Source organism: Zavarzinella formosa DSM 19928 (assembly GCF_000255705.1).
GTDB classification, from domain to species: Bacteria; Planctomycetota; Planctomycetia; order Gemmatales; family Gemmataceae; genus Zavarzinella; species Zavarzinella formosa.
Map to the genome: position 1 here is coordinate 238,230 of NZ_JH636443.1, position 18,679 is coordinate 256,908.

Below are 18,679 nucleotides of genomic sequence, written 5' to 3' on the forward strand. Positions count from 1 at the left end.
CAAAGAAGAGAAGACGAACCATAAAGACGCGAAGGTCGCACAAAGTTTCACAAAGAAGAAAGATCATAAGTCTTTTCAATCTTTTTTGTGAAACTTTGTGTGACCTTCGCGTCTTTGCGTCTTTGTGGTTAATGCCTTTCTATGCTTCCTTATTTCTTCTCTTCCTTTAACGAAGCTAAAAACTCCACCAAGTCGCGGATTTCCCGTTTGGTCAGCTTCGTGGGGATATCTTCCGGCATCGCCGACTTCGTGGTTTTCTTGTCTTCCACGTCTTCCGATTTCACGGTGATGAGTTTGCCTTCCGGCGTCATCACTTTGACTTCCTTGCCATCGTCGCTTTTGAGCACCCCGGAGACGGTGCGGCCGTCGGCCATCCGCAGGGCGACGGAGTCAAATCCCTTGGCAATGGCTTTGTTCGGTAGAACGATGGCTTCCAACAAGTATTGCCGGGGTTGTTGCTTTGCCAGCCCGTTCAACACCGGACCGACATCACCGCCTTGGCCGTCCACCTTGTGACAACGCTGGCACTGCACGGCCGCTTTGTTCAGGAAAATATCCCGACCCTTGGCGGCATCACCACCCGACAAGGCTTCCCGGAAGTTGGCGATGTCATCCGTCTTCGAGCGGGCGGCCTCGTAGGAACGCATCCGGCGCAGGAGGCGTTCGGATTTCTGCGTGCTGGCGCTGGCGGCCTCCAGAATGTCGAGGGCCAGTTCCGGGGCGACCTTGTTGGCCGATAATTTTTCCAGCCATTCTTCGATCATGTCAAACGCTTCGGGCGTTTGAATCATCGGCAACAACGCGAAGGCCCCCTGTTGCTCGACGATGTTCGTGCCCGCCAGCACTTCCCGGAGTTGCTTCATCACCCCGTTCGGGTCTTTCTTCAAATTCAACCGGCGGGCGGCGTTTCGCAGGTTGGGGTCGTCGCTGGCCAGCGCCTTGGCGACGGCCTCCGTCAGCTTGGCGTCCTTCAACGCATCCAAACCAGTCAGGGCGTCGACCCGGCTGGAACTGGGGGCCTTGGCGTCCGCGACCAACGAAAACAGGAACGGGCCGACTTGCTTGATCCCGAGCTTGGAGGCGACGGCGGTGGCTTCCTTCTTCACTGCATCCGGGGCGGCGAAAATCTTGCCCAGCACGGCCGTGATGGCGGCGGCCGCCTGTTCTTGCGGGCGGGGTTCGATGGCTTGCGTCAGGCCGGTCACATAATCCCGTCGCGGGGGGGTGGACCAATCTCCGAGCATCTTCAGCGCGACAGCCCGCGTTCCTTCTGCGGCCTGCGGGTTGGCCGCGTGATTGGCGAGGGCGACGGCGTTTTCCGCTTTGCCGACAAGGAAGTTGGCGTTCAACGCCCGGTAAGCCACTTCCGGGACAATATCCGTGCGGCTGAGCAAAGCGGCCAGTTTGGGCATGGCCGGGGTAATCAGCACATCGTTGATCGCGCGGGCGGCTTCCGTCAATACGTTTTTGTCCGCGTCAGCAAGAAACGCCTGCACTTCGGGGGAAGCCTGCCGCCGCAGGGCAATCACCGCCCCGATGCGGACAGAGACGTTTTCATGAGCGGCCGCCTCGGCAATCGCCGCCGCCGGAACGCGGGCGGCCAATACCACAGAACCGGCGTGTCGCAGATAAGGGTCTTTGTCGCCGTTGTCCTTCAACAGGGCGAAGGCGGCGTCACGAATCTTGGGGGCATCGGCCGGCGTGAGCGTGCCACGGGCGAGGGCGAGAGCCGCCATCAGCCGCACACGCGGTTCGGCATCCGCAAGCAGCGGAAGCAACTTGTCGGCCGGGGTGGCCGGGTTTTCGCCGAGGATCTTGGCCGCGTTGGCCCGAACTTCGATCTCGGTGTCGGCGAGTAGCGGGTATATTCCATCGAACGCCTTGGCGTCCTTCCGGCCCATCATCCCGAGGCACCAGATCGCATGAATCCGGGCGAGACGGTTGTCGCTCTTCGCGGCCACGGCGGTGATGTCGCTCATGGAACCAACCCCCTTTTTGGCGAGGGCGAACTGGCTTTCCAAACGCACGTCGCGGTGCGGGTGGCCGAGCAGTTTCAGCAGTTCCGCAACGGGTCGATGGTCAAATCGCTCCGCCAATAGTTTCTTCGCTTCCGCGACCGCCGGATTTTGATGGGCGGCTTCGTCATGGGCCTTGTAGATGCGGCCTTTGCCGTTGAGGTTCCAGCCATCGATCCAGTCCAGCACGTAGAAATTGCCATCCGGGCCAAACTCGCAATCGGTGGCCAGAATGCTCCAGAAGAAGTGTTGCGGGTTGACCATTTCAAACGAAGCACCTTTGGGCTTCGTGGTGAACGACCACACGCCACTGCCGCCGGGACCACCCCGGAAATCGCACAAGAAGAAGTGGCCGGCATATTTTTCGGCCAAGCCCACACCGGGATAGGCGGTGAAGCCGGAGGGGCCATCGGCAAAGTTACGCAACGGGGGAAGAACATAAAACGCCTTGTTCTCGGCCTGCGGCTTCCACAATTGTTCGTAATTCCACGGGCCGCGATTCCCCTGCCGAACAGTGCCGTCGTGCATCGCGGAGCCATACTGGTAACCGATGCGCCAGCCGCTATCGGACCCTTGCACGACGTTCACGAACCGGGCTTGGTCCCCAGAGTCGGAATTGTTGTCACAAGTGAAGAGATTGCCGAAGTCGTCAAAAGCCAGCTCTTGCGGATTGCGAAGCCCGGTGGCGAAAACCTCCAGGTTGGAACCGTCGAGATCGCAGCGCAACACCCCGCCGGTGTCGGGATAAAAGAGGCGTTTGCCTTCCTTGTTGACGACGTTGAAACCCCGGTCGCCGAGGGAGAAATACAACCGGCCGTCCGGCCCCATGCGCAGACCGTGCAAGTCGTGGCCGATGAAGGCGGTGTGGACCCCGTAGCCGGTGGACATTGACTGCTTCACATCCGCATAGCCGGTGCCTTTGGTGTCTTTCAGCTTCCAAAGGTCGGGGATGCAGGTGTAAAAGACTTCCCCGTGCCGGGCGAGCAACCCGGCGCCGATGCCATCTTCGGCCCGGCCAAAGTCATCGCTGAACACCGTGGAAGTGTCGGCCTTCCCATATCCTTTGGTGTCCTGCACCAAGCGGACTCGTTCGTGTTCCTTCTCGTACTGTTCGGCAAACTTCTTCCCGGCATCTTTCTTGTAGAGGGCGACGCGGTCCGCAACCGTCCGGGCGGCTAGTTCGTCGTCCAGCCAGTTCATGTGGCTCCGATTGTCGGTCGCGCCATGCGAATGGCGAAACGTCTCGGCCACATAACATTTGCCGGTTTCGTCAAAGGCGAAGGCCACTGGCTGGGCGAGCAACGGCTCGGCGGCCCACGTCGTCACCTTCAGGGATTTGTCGTATTGGAAGCGGGCAATCGCCTTGTCGGCCTCGTCCGAGGCTTTGGCGAGCGGAGGGTTGTAGCCCGATTTGGGAGGCTCGGGATTGGCAAGGAGAAACACGGCGGGGGCCAGGGCCGCGAGGCCCGCCGAGAGGATACGCAAACGCCATCGCATGGGAAAGATCGCTCCAGAAACTTGGGCACGGGGTGGGAGCGTTCATCTTATCAAACCAATCCGGGCGTTCACTGCTTCTTGTAATACACCACTGTCAGGCACATCACCGGAATCGGATCGCTCTTGAATTCCACTTGTTTGATCTCGCTGCCCACTGTGTTGCCTTCGCCGATCAGGCCCCGGTTGGCGTCATCGAGCATTCTGGCCGTCAGGGCGTGGAAGTTCATCGGCTTGTTCTCGGGCGGATGGGCGTCTTGAAGCACTTTGGTGATTTCCGCTTCCTTGCCAAGTTCGCCGACCGGGGGCATGCCCTTGCGATCTCGGAAGACGGTCAGCGTGATGGTGCCGACATCGGCCCCGTAATCAATTTCTCGGGCTTTTGATTCGGCCTTGGAAAGGACACGGAACTGTTCGGTAGTGGTATCATTTTTTTGGAAGCCGATGATGTCGATGCCGGCTTTGTTTTCCGGGAACACCAGCCATTTGCGGCATTGCAGATCGGGGAACCGTTCGCGGAACAGCGTGTTCTCGCCGTTCACTTTGACAACGCACCCGAAGATGCCCGATTTGGCGGCATGTTTGACCCGCAGCGTGACCTTTTGCCCCTCGGCCGGTTCCGGGATGAAGGCTTTTCCTCCTTTGATCTCAAACGGTATCACTTTGTCGTCGTAAAGCACCTCCAACCGGATCGGTGTGTTGTCTTCCAGAACAGGGTTCTTGGCCTCCTCTTTCTTCACTTGGGCGGCATGGTCGAGAACTTGTTGCTCGTGTTTCGCCAAGTCTTTGGGATCACGTTTCGTCTCAATATTGCCATCATCGAAGGCACCGCGGGAAAAGCTCTCGCCGATTTCGGAGAGCTTGCGGGAGTCGTTCTTGGCGACGAGTTCTTTGCCCAATGGTTCGAGCTTGTTGGTCTTCGCGTCGAAGGCCAGCAATTGCACCGACAGCGTTTTCAAATCGGGGCTGATGCCGATGATTCCGGTGACAAACGCATCGGCCATCACATCCTCCTTGCCCCAGGCGAGCGGATAGGACGGCTCGAAGAGTTTCAACCGACCTTCCTTGCTCAGATGATTGGCCCCCGGCGTCTTGGCGGCGACCGAACTGGCATCGTCAATAATGCCGATCGGCTTCAGCGGATCGTTCGCCAAAATCAGCCCCATTTCCAGTTGTCGGGCCACCGTGCGGTTGAGTGTCCCGGCGTTGTCCGACAGCTTTTGATCGTCCCCTTTGACGACGAGAAACTTGAGAACTCCAACATTCTGATAGCCTTTGTCCTTGAGATGCTTGATCACATCCGGCGCCGTCCGGGCGAGCGTGCGTTCCAGAGAGACGGGGTCTTGAGCCGGCGCGGCTGACACCGCGAAGCCGATGAAACCGATGACGAGCAATGTTGAGAGTCGCATGGGGGAGTTCCAAGGTTTGGGTCTGCGATCAAGCCAAACGGACATCGCGTGCCAATCTGACAAGAACTTTACCAGTTTGATTTGGTTTCGTGACAAAAAATCCTCACACAGATTTTTTGTCACGAAACCACGGGTGTTCTTGTACAGTTTTGGAAGACACGCCTGTGATCTCCGTTCTGCGTGTCAACGAATCTAACCATTCGACCCCAACGTGCCGCCGTGAACCGTCTTTTCCTCTCCCCTCTGTTCGTCGCCATCCTCGCCGTCGGGCCGCTGTTCGCCCAACCCAAGGAACCGGCCGCGAAGGAGAAACCCGAAGTTCTCGCCAGCCGGGCGAAAGAGATTTTTCGCGCCCATTGTCTGGAATGCCACGGGGGGGCGAAAGCCAACGGCGGGGTGAAAATCCTGGACCGTGAACTCTTGGTGAAGAAAGAAAAGATCGTCCCCGGCAAGCCGGATGATTCATACCTCGTCCAACTGATCTCGGCTGATGACGACACCGTCATGCCGCCAAGCGGCCAGCCAAAGTTGAATCCCCAAGACATCGAAAGCATCCGCAAGTGGATTGCCGCCGGGGCGCCGGACTTCCCGGCCGATGCAGCCAAACCGGCGGCCGAGCAAACGGCCGGCCAGCAGAACGCCGGGGTGGAATATGTGCTGAAGAAGATCCTCGCCCATGTCCGCGAGCAGAAACCCGAAGACCGGCGGTTTATGCGGTATTTCAGCATCAATCATTTGCTGGTCGGCGGGGCGACGGCCGATGAACTCGAACTCCACCGGGAAGCGTTCGGCAAAGCCATCAATCACTTGAGTTGGGAAACCACCATCGTTCGGCCGCAAATGATTGATGCCCCGGCCAACACCATCTTCGCCATTGATCTCCGCCAGCTTGGCTGGCACATCGCCCCCTTCGAGGCGTATGACGGCCGGTTGAATCTCGGCAAGTCTCGCGTCAATCTGCACGATCTGGCCTTGCTCGAATACCCCTACGCGATTCTGTACAAGGACTCTGAAACCTTTGATCGGCTCGCCGAGGAATACTTGGTCCAAGCCGAGATGGCCCGGCCAATTCCGTTTGTGCGGGCCGACTGGTTCTCCAGCGTGGCAACACTTCCCGGCTTGTACGATGATTTTCTTCAACTTCCCCGCACGCTGGCCGAACTCGAAATGAAGCTCGGCGTCGATTCGGCGGCCAACATCCGCGATCATCTGGCGAAGCGGGCCGGGATGACGGTTTCCGGTGTTTCGCACAATAACCGCGTCGTGGAGCGGCACAATTCCCGGCATGGATACTACTGGAAGAGCTTTGATTTCAAGTCGAACCGGGGGCCGGAAAACATGTTCAAAGACCCGATTGACTTCAAGGAAAGCGGCGGCGAGATGCTATTCTCCCTTCCGAACGGGCTGAACGGCTATTATGTCGCCGATAACAAAGGGAACCGATTGGAGTTTGCCCCGACCGAGATCGTGGTGGACAAATTCGCCGAGGACAAGACAGTTCGCAACGGCCTGTCGTGCATTCGCTGCCACGACAACGGCATCAAGGGATTCGTCGATAACGTGCGGCCTGCCCTGCTGAATCTGCCGGGGGTGGCCGCGTTCGACAAGCGTGAGGCCCTGCTCCTCTATCCCGAACAAAAAATGATGAACGAACATTTGAAGGAAGATACCACCCGTTTTACGGACGCGATGAGGAAACTGTTTGGCAAACCGGCGACACGGGAACCGCTGATCCCCGTGAGCCATCGCTATGCGGACAATCCCCTGACGCTCACAATGGCCGCCGGGGAACTGGGATTGACCGAATCGGCCGATCTCCGGGCGATCTTCCGCTCGCCCGCCTTCACCGGCCTTGGCTTGCTTCCATTGACCAATGGCGGCGTCGTGCGGCGCGATGCGTGGGAAGAATATTTTGACCAAGCGGTTCGTGGCTTGGGCCTCGGCATCCCGGTCGTTCCGCTCGATGGCGACATTCGCCGGGATTTCCCGGTGGTGAATGCCCCCTTCCAGGTGGAATTGAAGACCAACAAGAAAAACAACGTCTTCGAGCCGGGGGACGAAATGCGGGTGACCATCACCAACAAATCAGAGAAAACGCTGTATGTGGAATTGATCGGCACCAGCGCCAAAGGCCGAAAAGTGATTCTGTTGAACTCGAAAACCCGACTGGAACCGGGCAAGAGCCTCCACTTCCCCGAATCCGGCCAACCGGCCATCCAGATTCGCGGAGGCTTGGGCCGGGAGCAAATCACCCTGTTCGCCTCGGACATGGAATTCCCGGCCGGCAAAGTGTTGCGAGGCAAAGACGTGACCGACCGAGTGATTCACGAATTCCAAACACTCGAACGCAAAGACGGCCGAACGGTGATCGTCGGCGACCCGGCCCAAGTCGTGAAGAAGACGCTGGAGATTGAAACGAAGTGAAAGGATATTCTCCAACGCGGGTGTGGCAAATCTTTCTGGCAGGCCTGTCCGGTCGGTTTTCGCCTCTTGGTTTTCGCCCCAAGGGGGTGCTCGATAATAGCCAAGGGCGGAAGCCCTTGGCTATTATCGCCAAAAGGAATCCACCCCAACGGGGTGGCACAACTCGCAAGCGCTGCCCCGTTGGGGCAGAAAACCCTTAAAATCGCGGGATTCCAGGGGCTTCCGCCCCTGTCTATTATCGAGCGCCCCCTTGGGGCGAATACAAGCCGCTGACGTGTGCCCGAAAGATTTGGCACACCCTCCGGCGCCGCCTTGCTTCAATTGACCGACACTTCCATATGGTCCGCGAAGGCTTGGACGATGTCTTCGTGGACCCGCACCATCCCGGCCACCAGTTGGATATGGAGCCAGTCGGCCTTGCGGCGAACCTCGCGCCAGAGTCGCCAGGTTTCTTCAATCCGGCTCGCCATCGAACCGCTTTTGCCATCGGGCAGGTGGGTGTGCGAGCACAAAAAGCGGTCAAGGGGCATTTGCTCGATCAGGCTGGAGACTTCTGTGTCCTCCAGATGTTTGCACCAGTCGAGTATTTCCTCCAATCGGTCCAGGGCGTCCCGAATGGTCAGATGGACATCCCGAAGAAATCGGGGGTTTGGCCGCATCGTCTCGGCCACGCTGTCGCGATCCCGGCGCAATACCCTTGTCCACTGGCGGGCTTGGGAAACGAGCGTCTGAAACCGCACGACCGCCTCCGTCCGGCGAGCCAGTTCCGCGACCAGTTTCGGGTTGTCGATCCGGGCGGCCAGTTGCCGATGGATGACATGCAACCGGTGGTCAAATCCGGCGAGGGCCAATGCGCTGTCCCGCTTCGCCCGCTGAAGATGCTCTGTCTGGATGTCATCCTTGCGGGATCGGTCATTTTTGGCGGCAATCTTTTCAAGCCGCTTGGAGACATCGCTCCAGCGCAGCCAGACTTTTCCCGCCTCGTCGTACAGCGTCGGCAAGCCATGCCACAGTTCGGCCTCGTCCTCCGGCAACTGCGATGATTCGCGGTCGATCTTGGAGCCGGGTTCGATCAGCCGGCCTTCCGCGTACAACTGGCCCGCCGATGCCGGGAAGGGGGATTCCGTCTCCCGATACAGCCAGCGACGCAGCAGCGAGATGGACACGGGGTAAGTGTCGGTAAGCTCCAGATTCAATCGCCGATATTGCCGGGCGGTGAGTTCCCGCCGGACGACCGACAGTTTGTCGATCAACAAGGTGCTTGGCCGCGAGTCGGCTTCGTTCCACAGATAATTCCGCTTCGCCCGTTCCTCCCGGCGATCCCCCTCCGGAAAGCCGACCCAAAAATTGGATGCGTAGGAAGCCCCGAGATCGAACCATTCCCGGTCGCGGGCCAGCGTCGGCGTCCGGGGAAGTTGCAGGCCCTGCCATTGCTCGCGGTCGGTGTCTTCAAGCTGTAACCGAATGGCATCCGGGGTGAGCGTGAACAGGTTCTCCACCCAAAAGCCCCCGTCGGCACATTGAAGGGCGAGTTTGTCCATTCCCTTCAACACCTGCTCCAACCGGTCTGATTTGGCCATCACCAGTAAGGTGGCGTCGGTCCCGGCCAGACGGCAGGCGGTTTCATCATCCGCATACGGGTCGGTGTGGTTTCCTTCATTCCACAAAATCACCTTGAGAATCACGATCACGGGCCACGCGGAGAACCACCACAATCCGCGCATCATCCGGCCGGCCCCGAAATCGTCGTCGCTCCAATGATCCTCGCCGGAGAGCCGAAGGGCCAGCCCCTGCCGCAATCTCGCCCGGCGTTGTTCCCAAGGCAGGCCGCGCACACACGCGAGCCGCAACGAAAGCAGCGCCTTGAGTTCGCCCAAGGAGAAGAGTTCGATCACCCATTGGCCGATCACCAGATGGGAACGAATTCCGCCGAACGGCGTCCAGCGATCAAACCAGCGACATTCGGCCGAGGCATTGACGATCAACCCGTCCGGAACGCGGGCCGATTGATCGGCGGCGATCTTTTCGACAAAGCGCCATAAGCCGGGTTGGTCCGTTTGAGAAACCGGCCGGACATCCTCCGGCCGCCGGTTCCAGCGAGAGGAATAAGCCCGCAACGATCCCAAAAACGCCATCGCCAGACCGATGACCGCCAGGGTTCGCCAACTCCAGACAGCGACCAGATCCGTGACCAGCCAGCCCGCCGCGCCCAGGAGAACGAACGGCCAGAGCAACGGCAGCGCATGCGCGACATACAGTAAGCCCATGCGGACCCGCTCGCCGGGTGTCATCGCGGAAGATCGTCCCTTCAAGGGAACTTCGACCTCACGAGGCGACGGCGGATAAAGCGATTCCCACATGCGGATGTCGGATGATGAGAGTATTTTCAGAAACTATCTTGGGATGATACACCATGACCGTCGCGGGTGAACGGCCAAAACCGGATTGGGATGTCCTTCGCGGCGAGATGATGCTCGACCCGACGATCATCAACCTGAACACCGGCTCGTTTGGGCCGCTTCCAAAATGCGTCTTTGAAGAGGTGACCGAATACCGCCACTGGCTGGCGGCCGAGCCGACGCACTTCTTCGTCCGGCAGGTTCCGCCCCTATTATGGACCGCCCGCGAACGACTGGCGGGATTTTTGGGAACCATCCCCGAGCGATTGGTTTTCACCTCAAACGTGTCGGCGGCGATCAACCTCGTGGCCTCCGGTTTGATGATTCATTCCCCCGGTGAAATTCTCCTGAGCGACCACGAATACGGGGCGATGCACTGGTGCTGGGAACGGGTGGCCCAACAGCGGGGCCTTTCCTTGAAGACATTTGCCCTGCCGAAATATCCCAAAGAACCGGGCGAAATCGTCGAGGCCGCCGCCAAGGCCATGTCCTCTCGCACGCGGTTGCTGTTCTTCAGCCATGTGCTGTCCCCGCTTGGCATGGTCTTGCCCGCCAGGGAACTATGTGCGGAAGCCCGGAAGCGTGGCATCGTCTCGGTGATCGACGGCGCCCACGCCCCCGCAATGATTCCTCTGAATGTGTCCGACGTCGCGGCCGATTTTTACACGGGCAATTGCCACAAATGGTTGCTGGCCGCCTCGGGGACGGGCTTTCTTGTGATCGGGCCGGGGAACGAAGACCGTTTGCAGCCATTGCATGTGAGTTGGGGATATCGGCCCGATCAATACCCGCTCGGGGAGCAATCGGCGGGCAAACGAAACCCCGATGGTCGGGATGACTTTGGCTCGACCGCCCGGACACGATTCTTGGAATTTGAAGGAACGCGAGACATCTGCCCGTGGCTGGCGACGCCGAAGGCCATCGACTTTCAAACAGCCATCGGATGGGAAGCGATCCGTGGCCGGATGCGGGAATTAAGCCAGTATGCCCGGCAACGATTGGGCGAGTTGAACTTGCGGGAGGCCACGCCATCGCATCCGCAGATGAGCGGTTCTTTGACTGCTTTTGAGTTGCCGTTGCAGGGGCCGAAACAGGCCCAAGCCTTGCGGCAAGCGATCTGGAAACACCGCATCGAAATCCCGGTGATCGAACGCCCCGACCGGATGCTCATCCGGGTTTCGACACATTTCTACGACACGACGGGCGAGATTGATGCGTTGGTGAAGATTCTTCCCGCCGCCATCGCCGAGGCGAAAACCGCCTGATTTATAGCGGGTTTTGAATAGGTGTGGCGGCCAAAGTGTCTTGGTTTTGTCGGTCCGTTGGACCGACAAAACCAAGACACTTTGGCCGCCACGTCAAATTGAAATCAACCCTAAACCCTACCGTTTCGGATACGGCGGGGTCACCCGCAGGGTCTTTTCGCCGGTCTTCAACTTCTCCAGCAACACGGCGATGCCTTTGTTCAACTGCTCGTCAACGCCGGCGAATTCCTTGGCGGGGTCGTTGTCTTGGATGATGTCCGGGTCCACGCCGTGGCCTTCGATGATCCATTCTTTCCCGGCGACATCCACCCGCGAAAATTCCGGCTTGCTCAGGGTGCCGCCGTCTGTCAGCGGGAGGGAGCCGCGGATGCCGACGACGCCGCCCCAAGAGCGTTTGCCGATCAATGGCCCGAGCTTGTAATACTTGAAGCGGTACGGGAACAGGTCGCCGTCCGAGGCGCTGAATTCATTGAGCAGACAGGCCATCGGGCCGACGAACGTCCCGCCCGGATCAACCGTCGGGGCGCCGTTTCGGGCCACGCCCACCATCGCGATTTCCCGGCGAAGGCGTTCGATCAGCATGGGGGAGACGTTGCCGCCGCCGTTGCCGCGCATGTCGATCAGCAATGCCTTCTTGGAAAGTTGCGGGTAGTAGTATTTCACGAACTCGTTCAGGCCGGGCACTTGCATATCCGGGACGTGCAGATAACCCACCTTGCCGCCGGTGGCGTCGGACACCTTCTTGATATTCCCCTGCACCCATTCGTGATAATAGAGCTTCGATTCATCCGCGATCGGCGTGACCACGACGGCCCTCGCCCCCTTCACGTTCGGCGTGCTGTTGATGTGCAGGGTGATTGGCTTGCCGACGGTGTTCAGCAGCAGTTCATAGATATTGGCCACTTCGTTCGTCGGCGTGCCGTTGACGCGGACGATGAACTCGCCTTCTTTCACATCCATGCCGACTTCGGCCAGCGGAGCCTTCAACGCCCCGTCCCAACTGGCGCCCTTGAGGATCTTGGTGATCTGGTAATACTTGCTCTCCGGGTGCTTCTTGAGTTGCGCGCCCAGCAGGCCGGTTTGAATCCGGGGAACCACCGGGGCTTCCCCGCCGCCGACATAGGCGTGTCCGGCGTTCAGTTCGGAGATCATTTCCCCGATGACATAGGTGAGGTCATAACGGTGCTTCACATGCGGCACCAAGACTTCGTATTTCTTGCGAATGGCCAGCCAGTCCACGCCGTGCAGGCCCGGATCGTAGAAGAAGTCTCGCATTTGCCGCCAGCATTCGTTGAAAATCTGCTTCCACTCGGCCTGCCGGTCGAGCCGCATTTCCAGACCGCCGAGGTCGAGGTGCTTGAAGTCGAACGCGCCGCGAGGCAGGTCGATGATGCCGTAATTGCCGCTCTTGGAGACGATCATCTTCTTGCCGTCGGCCGAGATTTCGTAGCCGTTGATTTGGCCGAGGGTGAGTTCTTTGTTCCCGGCCACATCGTAGGCGTGGAAGTTTTGCGGCTGCCGGAAGGCCCCGGCTTGGTAGAAGATCAGGCCGCCCGCCGCTTGCAGGTTGGAGTAATTGCCGGCCCGGATCGGCAGGCCGATAATGCGGTCTTTCAGGCCGTCGGCATCCACTTTCACATTCGGCGGCGAGGCCACCGGGGCCGCGCCCGGCGGATTGGCGCCGACTTCGTCCTGTTTCACCTTGAAGGGGTTTTCCGTGTCCTTGGCGAGAATCACAAAGTAGATCCGCTCCATGTCCACATAGGCATGGTTCCATTCCGTCTGGCTGTAGATCGGGTTAAAATCACGGGCCGAGGCGAAGAACAGATATTTGCCGTCCGAACTGAACACGGGGGAATTGGAAGCCTGCCAGCCGTCGGTCACTTCGTGGGTCTGCTTGGTTTCGACGCCGTACAGATAAACCTTGTGCATCGCCTCGGTTTCCTGCCGACTATAGGCGAGCCACTTGGAATCGGGCGACCAGTTGAAGTCGCGGACTTCCCATGCCTTCGCCTGATTGACCAGCGTGACTTGCTTCGTCGCCACATCCACAAATTGCAACCGGAGCTTCTTGTCCCCCCAGGCGATCTTCTTTCCATCCGGGGACCATTTGATTTCGTACTTGTACGTGTCCGCGCCGGTGGTGATCTTCGTCGCCGCATCGCTGCCATCTTGCGGGACAGTGTAAATCTCGTCTTCGCCGGAGGCATCGGAGACATAGGCGATGGTCTTGCCATCGGGGGACCATTCGGAGTTCCGTTCATGCACGTTCGACGTGCCGGTGATGTTCCGGGTCAGCCCGCTGTTCGCCGGGACGGTGAACAACTCGCCTCGGGCGCCGAACAACGCCCGCTTGCCATCGGGGGAGATGCCGAAGCTGGTGATGTTCTTGCTCACGTTGGTGAGGCCGCCTCGGGCCGAGTTGCCGTCTTCCAGAATCCGCACGGGGATCTTGTCCGTCTTGTCCGTGGCCACGTCGTACTTGTAGAGGAAGCCGCCGTTCTCGAAGACGATGGCCTTGCCGCTGGCCGACGGGAACTTGATGTCGAAATCCGCAAAGGTCGTCAGTTGCTTGGTGGCTTTCGTCTTTGGGTCGAGGGAGTACAGGTTGTACCGCTTCGTGGCTTCGCGGTCGGAGATGAAGTAAATCTTGTCGCCGACCCACATCGGGATGATGTCCTGGGCGGCGTCGTTGGTGAGTTGCTCGGTTTGTTTGGTGTTGAAATCGTAAGTCCAGACATCATCGCACATGCCGCCGCGATAGCGCTTCCAAGTGCGGAACTCGCGGAAGATGCGGTTGTACACCAGTTTGCTGCCATCCGGGGAATACGACCCGAACCCGCCGCGAGGCAGCGGCAATTGTTCGGGCAAGCCGCCGTCCACGCTGACGGTGAACAGTTGGCCGATGAAGTCGTTGAAGGTAATCATCCGGGAGCGGAACAGGATGTTCTTCCCGTCCGGGGTCCAGCCGATGACGATGTTGTTTGGCCCCATCCGGTCGGAGACATCATCGCGGCCGAGCGTGGCGGTGAAGGTCAGCCGTTTCGGCGTGCCCCCTTCGGCCGGCATCACATAGACTTCGGTGTTGCCGTCGTATTGGGCGGTGAAGGCGATCAATTTCCCGTCCGGCGAAAACCGGGGGAACATCTCGTAGCCATCATGGGAGGTCAGCCGTCGGGCGATGCCGCCGCCGGTCGGGACGGTGTAAAGATTTCCGGCATAGCCGAAGACAACGGCTTGGTCGGAGATGGTCGGAAACCGCATCAGCCGGGCTTCGTCCGGCGCCTGGGCCGCCGCCGGGATCGCCGGGAGCAGCAGGGCCAGCCATGTCATCAATCGACGCATGAGATTGTTTTCCAAGATGTTAGGTCGGCGGGCGAACGACCCACGGTGGTGTGATGATGGGATAGGAAGAAGGCTTTCCGGTTTCCAGCCTTTTGAGGGCCATCGGCCGGAAGTTCGTCTCGCCAGAATTTCGCCGGCATGTCATAATCACCGCGTCACCCTCACCGGAAAGGATTCCGATGTCCCGCGCGCATGTGGCTGTTCTCGACGAGGAACTTCCTTTCCCGCTTACCTCCGGCAAGCGCATCCGCACCTTCAATCTGCTGTCCCGGCTGGCGGCCGAACACCGGATCACCATCCTGACGCATCGGCAGGCCGACCCCGCCGAACAAGAACCGGCCGAGCGGGCGATGGCCGAAACCGGGATCGCCGTGCGGGTGGTTGACCGGGTCGTGCCGCCCAAATCCGGCCTCGGGTTTTACGCCCGGTTGTTTGCCAATCTCTTCTCGCCGCTTCCCTACTCGGTGGCGACGCACGCCAGCCCGGCGATGGGGGCGGCCATCCGCGAACTGGCCAAGCAAGACGCTCCGGACTTGTGGCATGCCGAGTGGACCCCCTACGCCCGCCTGCTCGCCCGCCGGCCGGAACCGTGGGTGGTGATGGCCCACAATGTCGAATCGCTCATCTGGCAACGCTCCTCGGAAGTGGAAACGCACCCGGTCAAGAAGTGGGTTCTCCGGGAGCAATGGCGAAAGTTTGAACACTTCGAGACCTGGGCCTATGGCCGAGCCACCCGCTCCATCGCCGTCAGCGCCGAGGATGCCCGGCTGATGGCGGAACGATTCGGGACGCCGGATGCCGATGTCGTGGACAACGGCGTGGACACCCGCCGCTTTCAGCCGGTGGAAGCCCGCGACCGCGACCCGTTCCGTGTTCTCTTTTTGGGCAGCCTCGACTGGCGGCCGAACCTGGACGGTGTCCGCTGGATGTTGGAGAAGATCTGGCCGGCTGTGCGGGAGCAAGAATCGCGGGCCGTGTTTCAGGTGGTCGGCCGCAAGCCGCCGAAGGACTTGCAAACGCTGATCGCCCGCACCCCCGGCGCCGAGCTTCATGCCGATGTGCCGGATGTCCGCCCGTTTCTGGAACAAGCCGGGATGATGGCCGTGCCCCTCCGCATCGGCGGCGGCTCTCGGCTGAAGATTCTGGAAGCCCTCGCCACTGCCCTGCCAGTCGTCACCACCCGAGTGGGCGTCGAGGGGCTTCGCCTGCGGCATCAAGAACATCTGACCATCGCCGATGAGCCCGTCGATTTCGCCGATGCGATTTTGGACGTGACCGCCTACCATCAGCTCGCTTGCCGAATGGCCCAACGCGGCCGGATGACCGTCGAGCGGGAATACGATTGGGACACGCTGGCCGACCGGTTGTCCCGAATTTGGCGGGAATGCGCGGCCGGCGAAACGCCCCCGGCTTTTGCGGGGCAAACGGCTTCCGTCGCCGGATAATTGGTGAATGATTTGAAAAAAGGAAACGGCGGGGAATTTTGAGGCTCCCCGCCGTTTGGGCAATGTCTGGCCGCTTGTCTGCGCGATTTGCTTCCTTATGCCGTCGTTCCCAACAAAGCGCTGCGAAGCTTGCCAAGGGCCGAGGCTTGCACTTGACGGACCCGTTCTTTGGAGAGGCCAAGATCTTGGCCGACTTTCTCCAACGTTTGCACATCATCACTGTCCGGGGAACAGAATCGCTTGGAGATGATGACTTTTTCCCGGTACGTCAGCAGGGGATGATCCGCGCGGAGATATTCGTCCACTCGGAAGAGGCTGGAAGAAACCAGCTCGGCCTCGAATTTTTGACCCGGTTCGCCATCCGGCAGCACTTCCAAGGAAGCGGAGCGAGACAGCCAGTCGTTGGACATGCGCTGGGCCATCCGGGCGAGCGCCCGGACGAGGCAGGTGAACGCATAGGTGCTGAAGCGGATGCCCATCCACGGGTTGAACGCCGCGACGGCTTGAATGAGGACGATCTGGCAATCGCCGATCAAATCGTCCGACTTGTTGGACATTGCCATTCGGCGGCGCACTGCCCGGTAAACGAGCTTGCGATTTCCCAACACCACTTCGTCGCGGAGCTTCACATAGGCCGACTTCCAACGGGCCGCCTCGGCGACTCCCTTGGCCTTTTTCCAGCGATAAGCGGCATAATGCATCCGCTTGCTAAAGTCTTTCGTCACTTCATCGGGCATGAAGTTGTCCGCGAACTCGGCCAAGTCTTGCACCCCGTCGGGGTCGTATAGTTTGCGGGCTTCGGGGAGTTCAAACGATTCATGATAAACCGAGTGCGGGGCGTTCGCCGTTCTCGGGCTATGGAGATCACGCTTGGGTTGGGGTGAGTTCACCGGCCACCTCTCGTTCGGTTTTGGATCCTGGTGCGCTGGATGGTCAGGCAAAGTTTTTGAGCAAAACCAATGCCGGTCATTTTCAATCGCACAAAACTTCCAAAACAATCGCGATGATGTTGGCCTGAAAGGGAGTTGGTCAATCATCGAGGTTGTTTCAGCATTCCCATCGCAAAGACTGCCCTCATGGCATTGAAGAGGAATACTGGCGACTGCCGTCGATCTTGCACAAATCAATTTGAAAGGATCGACAGAATTGCTTTTCGGGGTGATGCTGTTGAACGGTTTGATCCGCCTGGCTGAATTGAAGAAGGCCCCGTTGGCCCCTGCTGAATGCTTTTGGTGAATGCCGTGCCTGGGGTGCTTTCCGCATAACCTGACAGGCTGTCAGGGAAACATAACTTCCGCAATGGTAAATGTTTGATGCCGTCTTCGAGTTGGCGGGGTTCTCCGGCATTTGCGGCTTGTGATTGAGAGGCATTTCAAAAGTCGAATGCCATTCTGAATTTCATGGAGTGGAACCATGATAAGTTAAATTGCCCTCAATCAATTTCTTTTGCCCAGATCAAAGAGTTTGACTATGCGCCGCATCGGATTGTTGGCAAGTCTGCTGATGTTTGCCGGGAGTGCCTCCACAACCTTCGGCCAGCAAATCATTCAGTTCCAGCCTGAACCGCAAGTGATTTTGGGCACTCCGATGTCGGCTCCGGGAGAAGTGATTTGGATCGTCCCCGCTCCGGCGCCGTATCCTCCGGCTGTTTTGGCCCGTCACCCACGACTGCAACAATCGTTGCAGATCTTGGCCGATCCGTCGGCCTATTTCTTTGGCCCCACCGAAGGTGTGGAGTTCCCGACGCGCCACCCATTCATTGATGCGGCGCCAAACATTGTGAACATTGCCTCCATCGGCTTGTTCTTCGGCGGCGGCCCGGCGTTGGTCGCCTTGGCGTTTGCCCTGCCGCCCGCCATCCGGGCCGCCCGCGTGGTGATCTACGGTTCCCCGGTGGCCGGGCCGCCAAAGGATACTTTGCTGTGGATCGCCGAACCGTCTCTGCTTCGGCTCCGCAACCGTATCCGGGATCGCCGCAACCAGTCCCAGCCGGTTGTCACCTCGTATGACTCTTACCCATACGGTTACGGTTACGGCGGCCGATGACGTCCGTTACGCCATGATCTCTTTCACCACTTTGCCGGCCACGTCTGTCAGCCGGAAGTCACGGCCGGCGTAGCGATACGTCAGCTTCTCATGGTCGAGGCCCATCAGGGCCAAGAGGGTGGCGTGCAGGTCGTTGGTGTGCATCCGGCCTTCGACGGCCTTGATGCCGTACTCGTCGGTCGCCCCGTAAGTGACGCCCTTCTTGATGCCGGCCCCGGCGAGGGCCATCGGGTAGCCGGTGATGTTGTGGTCCCGGCCATCGACGCCCTGCGTGGTCGGCTGGCGGCCGAACTCGCTGCCGAAGATCACCAGCGTGTCTTCCAGCAAGCCGCGATTCTCCAAGTCCGCCAGCAGGGCCGAGGTCGGCTGATCGACGGCGGCGCAATTGTTAATCAGCCCCTTGTGCAAGTTGTTGTGATGATCCCAGCCCGGCTGGCAGATCTCCACGAATCGCACGCCAGCCTCGCTCAACCGCCGGGCCATGAGGCATTGCCGGGCGAAGGCCCCGGCCGGGCCGGGCTTGATGCCGTAGGCGTCCTTCACCTTTTGCGGTTCCTTCGAGATGTCGAGCAACTGCGGCACCTTCCCCTGCATCCGGAAGGCGAGTTCATAGGACTCGATCACGCCATCCACCTGATCCGGAGCGCCGGGTGTGCCGGCCAGATCGCGGTTCATCGACTGGATCAGGTCCAGTTGCTTCCGCTGGAGATCGCCGGAGGTGCCGGCCTTCAGGTGGGCGAGTTCGCCGGCGTCGTTGATGCGGGTTCCCTGAAAGTGGGCCGGGAGGAATGCGCTGCCGTAGTTGACGGCCCCGCCGAAGTTTGGCGGCGGGTTGAT

At 59.7% G+C, this 18,679-nt stretch carries 10 protein-coding genes; 4 read left to right on the forward strand and 6 right to left on the reverse strand.

All coding sequences use genetic code 11. The features are described 5' to 3' along the window. Positions 1–149 precede the first annotated feature (149 nt). Both BGIM_RS0126320 and BGIM_RS0126325 read right to left on the reverse strand, forming a co-directional pair. Entirely contained in the window at positions 150–3,512 is a 3,363-nt protein-coding gene (locus tag BGIM_RS0126320; RefSeq protein ID WP_020472696.1) for a DUF7133 domain-containing protein, read from the reverse strand. 68 nt (positions 3,513–3,580) lie between these two features. Further along, positions 3,581–4,918 (reverse strand): hypothetical protein, encoded by a 1,338-nt coding sequence (locus BGIM_RS0126325; RefSeq protein ID WP_020472697.1) that lies wholly within the window; start codon positions 4,916–4,918, stop codon positions 3,581–3,583. 219 nt (positions 4,919–5,137) lie between these two features. Between BGIM_RS0126325 and BGIM_RS0126330 the strand changes: the two genes are divergently transcribed. After that, the gene (locus tag BGIM_RS0126330) at positions 5,138–7,342 is read left to right on the forward strand and encodes a c-type cytochrome domain-containing protein (RefSeq protein WP_162136292.1); all 2,205 of its coding nucleotides are present in this window, start codon (positions 5,138–5,140) and stop codon (positions 7,340–7,342) included. A gap of 317 nt (positions 7,343–7,659) precedes the next feature. Here the strand turns inward: BGIM_RS0126330 and BGIM_RS0126335 are convergent, their stop codons facing one another. Continuing rightward, positions 7,660–9,702 carry a M48 family metalloprotease gene (locus tag BGIM_RS0126335; RefSeq protein ID WP_020472699.1) on the reverse strand — a complete coding sequence of 681 codons (2,043 nt, stop codon included), beginning with the start codon at positions 9,700–9,702 and terminating at the stop codon, positions 7,660–7,662. Positions 9,703–9,755: 53 nt separating this feature from the next. Between BGIM_RS0126335 and BGIM_RS0126340 the strand changes: the two genes are divergently transcribed. Further along, a complete protein-coding gene (locus BGIM_RS0126340) occupies positions 9,756–11,006 on the forward strand; it encodes an aminotransferase class V-fold PLP-dependent enzyme (protein WP_020472700.1) in 1,251 nt (416 codons plus the stop codon). 117 nt (positions 11,007–11,123) lie between these two features. On the opposite strand, the gene BGIM_RS0126345 is transcribed toward BGIM_RS0126340, so the two are convergent. Next, positions 11,124–14,351 (reverse strand): S41 family peptidase, encoded by a 3,228-nt coding sequence (locus BGIM_RS0126345; RefSeq protein WP_020472701.1) that lies wholly within the window; start codon positions 14,349–14,351, stop codon positions 11,124–11,126. 179 nt (positions 14,352–14,530) lie between these two features. Between BGIM_RS0126345 and BGIM_RS0126355 the strand changes: the two genes are divergently transcribed. Next, on the forward strand, positions 14,531–15,796 hold the full coding sequence (locus tag BGIM_RS0126355) for a glycosyltransferase family 4 protein (protein ID WP_020472703.1): 1,266 nt from the start codon (positions 14,531–14,533) through the stop codon (positions 15,794–15,796). Between the two features lie 95 nt (positions 15,797–15,891). Here the strand turns inward: BGIM_RS0126355 and BGIM_RS0126360 are convergent, their stop codons facing one another. Beyond that, the gene (locus tag BGIM_RS0126360; protein ID WP_020472704.1) at positions 15,892–16,686 is read right to left on the reverse strand and encodes a sigma-70 family RNA polymerase sigma factor; all 795 of its coding nucleotides are present in this window, start codon (positions 16,684–16,686) and stop codon (positions 15,892–15,894) included. Positions 16,687–17,266: 580 nt separating this feature from the next. On the opposite strand from BGIM_RS0126360, the gene BGIM_RS0126370 reads away from it, so the two are divergent. Then, entirely contained in the window at positions 17,267–17,842 is a 576-nt protein-coding gene (locus BGIM_RS0126370; protein ID WP_020472707.1) for a hypothetical protein, read from the forward strand. 6 nt (positions 17,843–17,848) lie between these two features. On the opposite strand, the gene BGIM_RS52505 is transcribed toward BGIM_RS0126370, so the two are convergent. Beyond that, on the reverse strand, positions 17,849–18,679 hold an 831-nt coding region (locus tag BGIM_RS52505; protein ID WP_238537721.1), incomplete at its 5' end, for a DUF1501 domain-containing protein.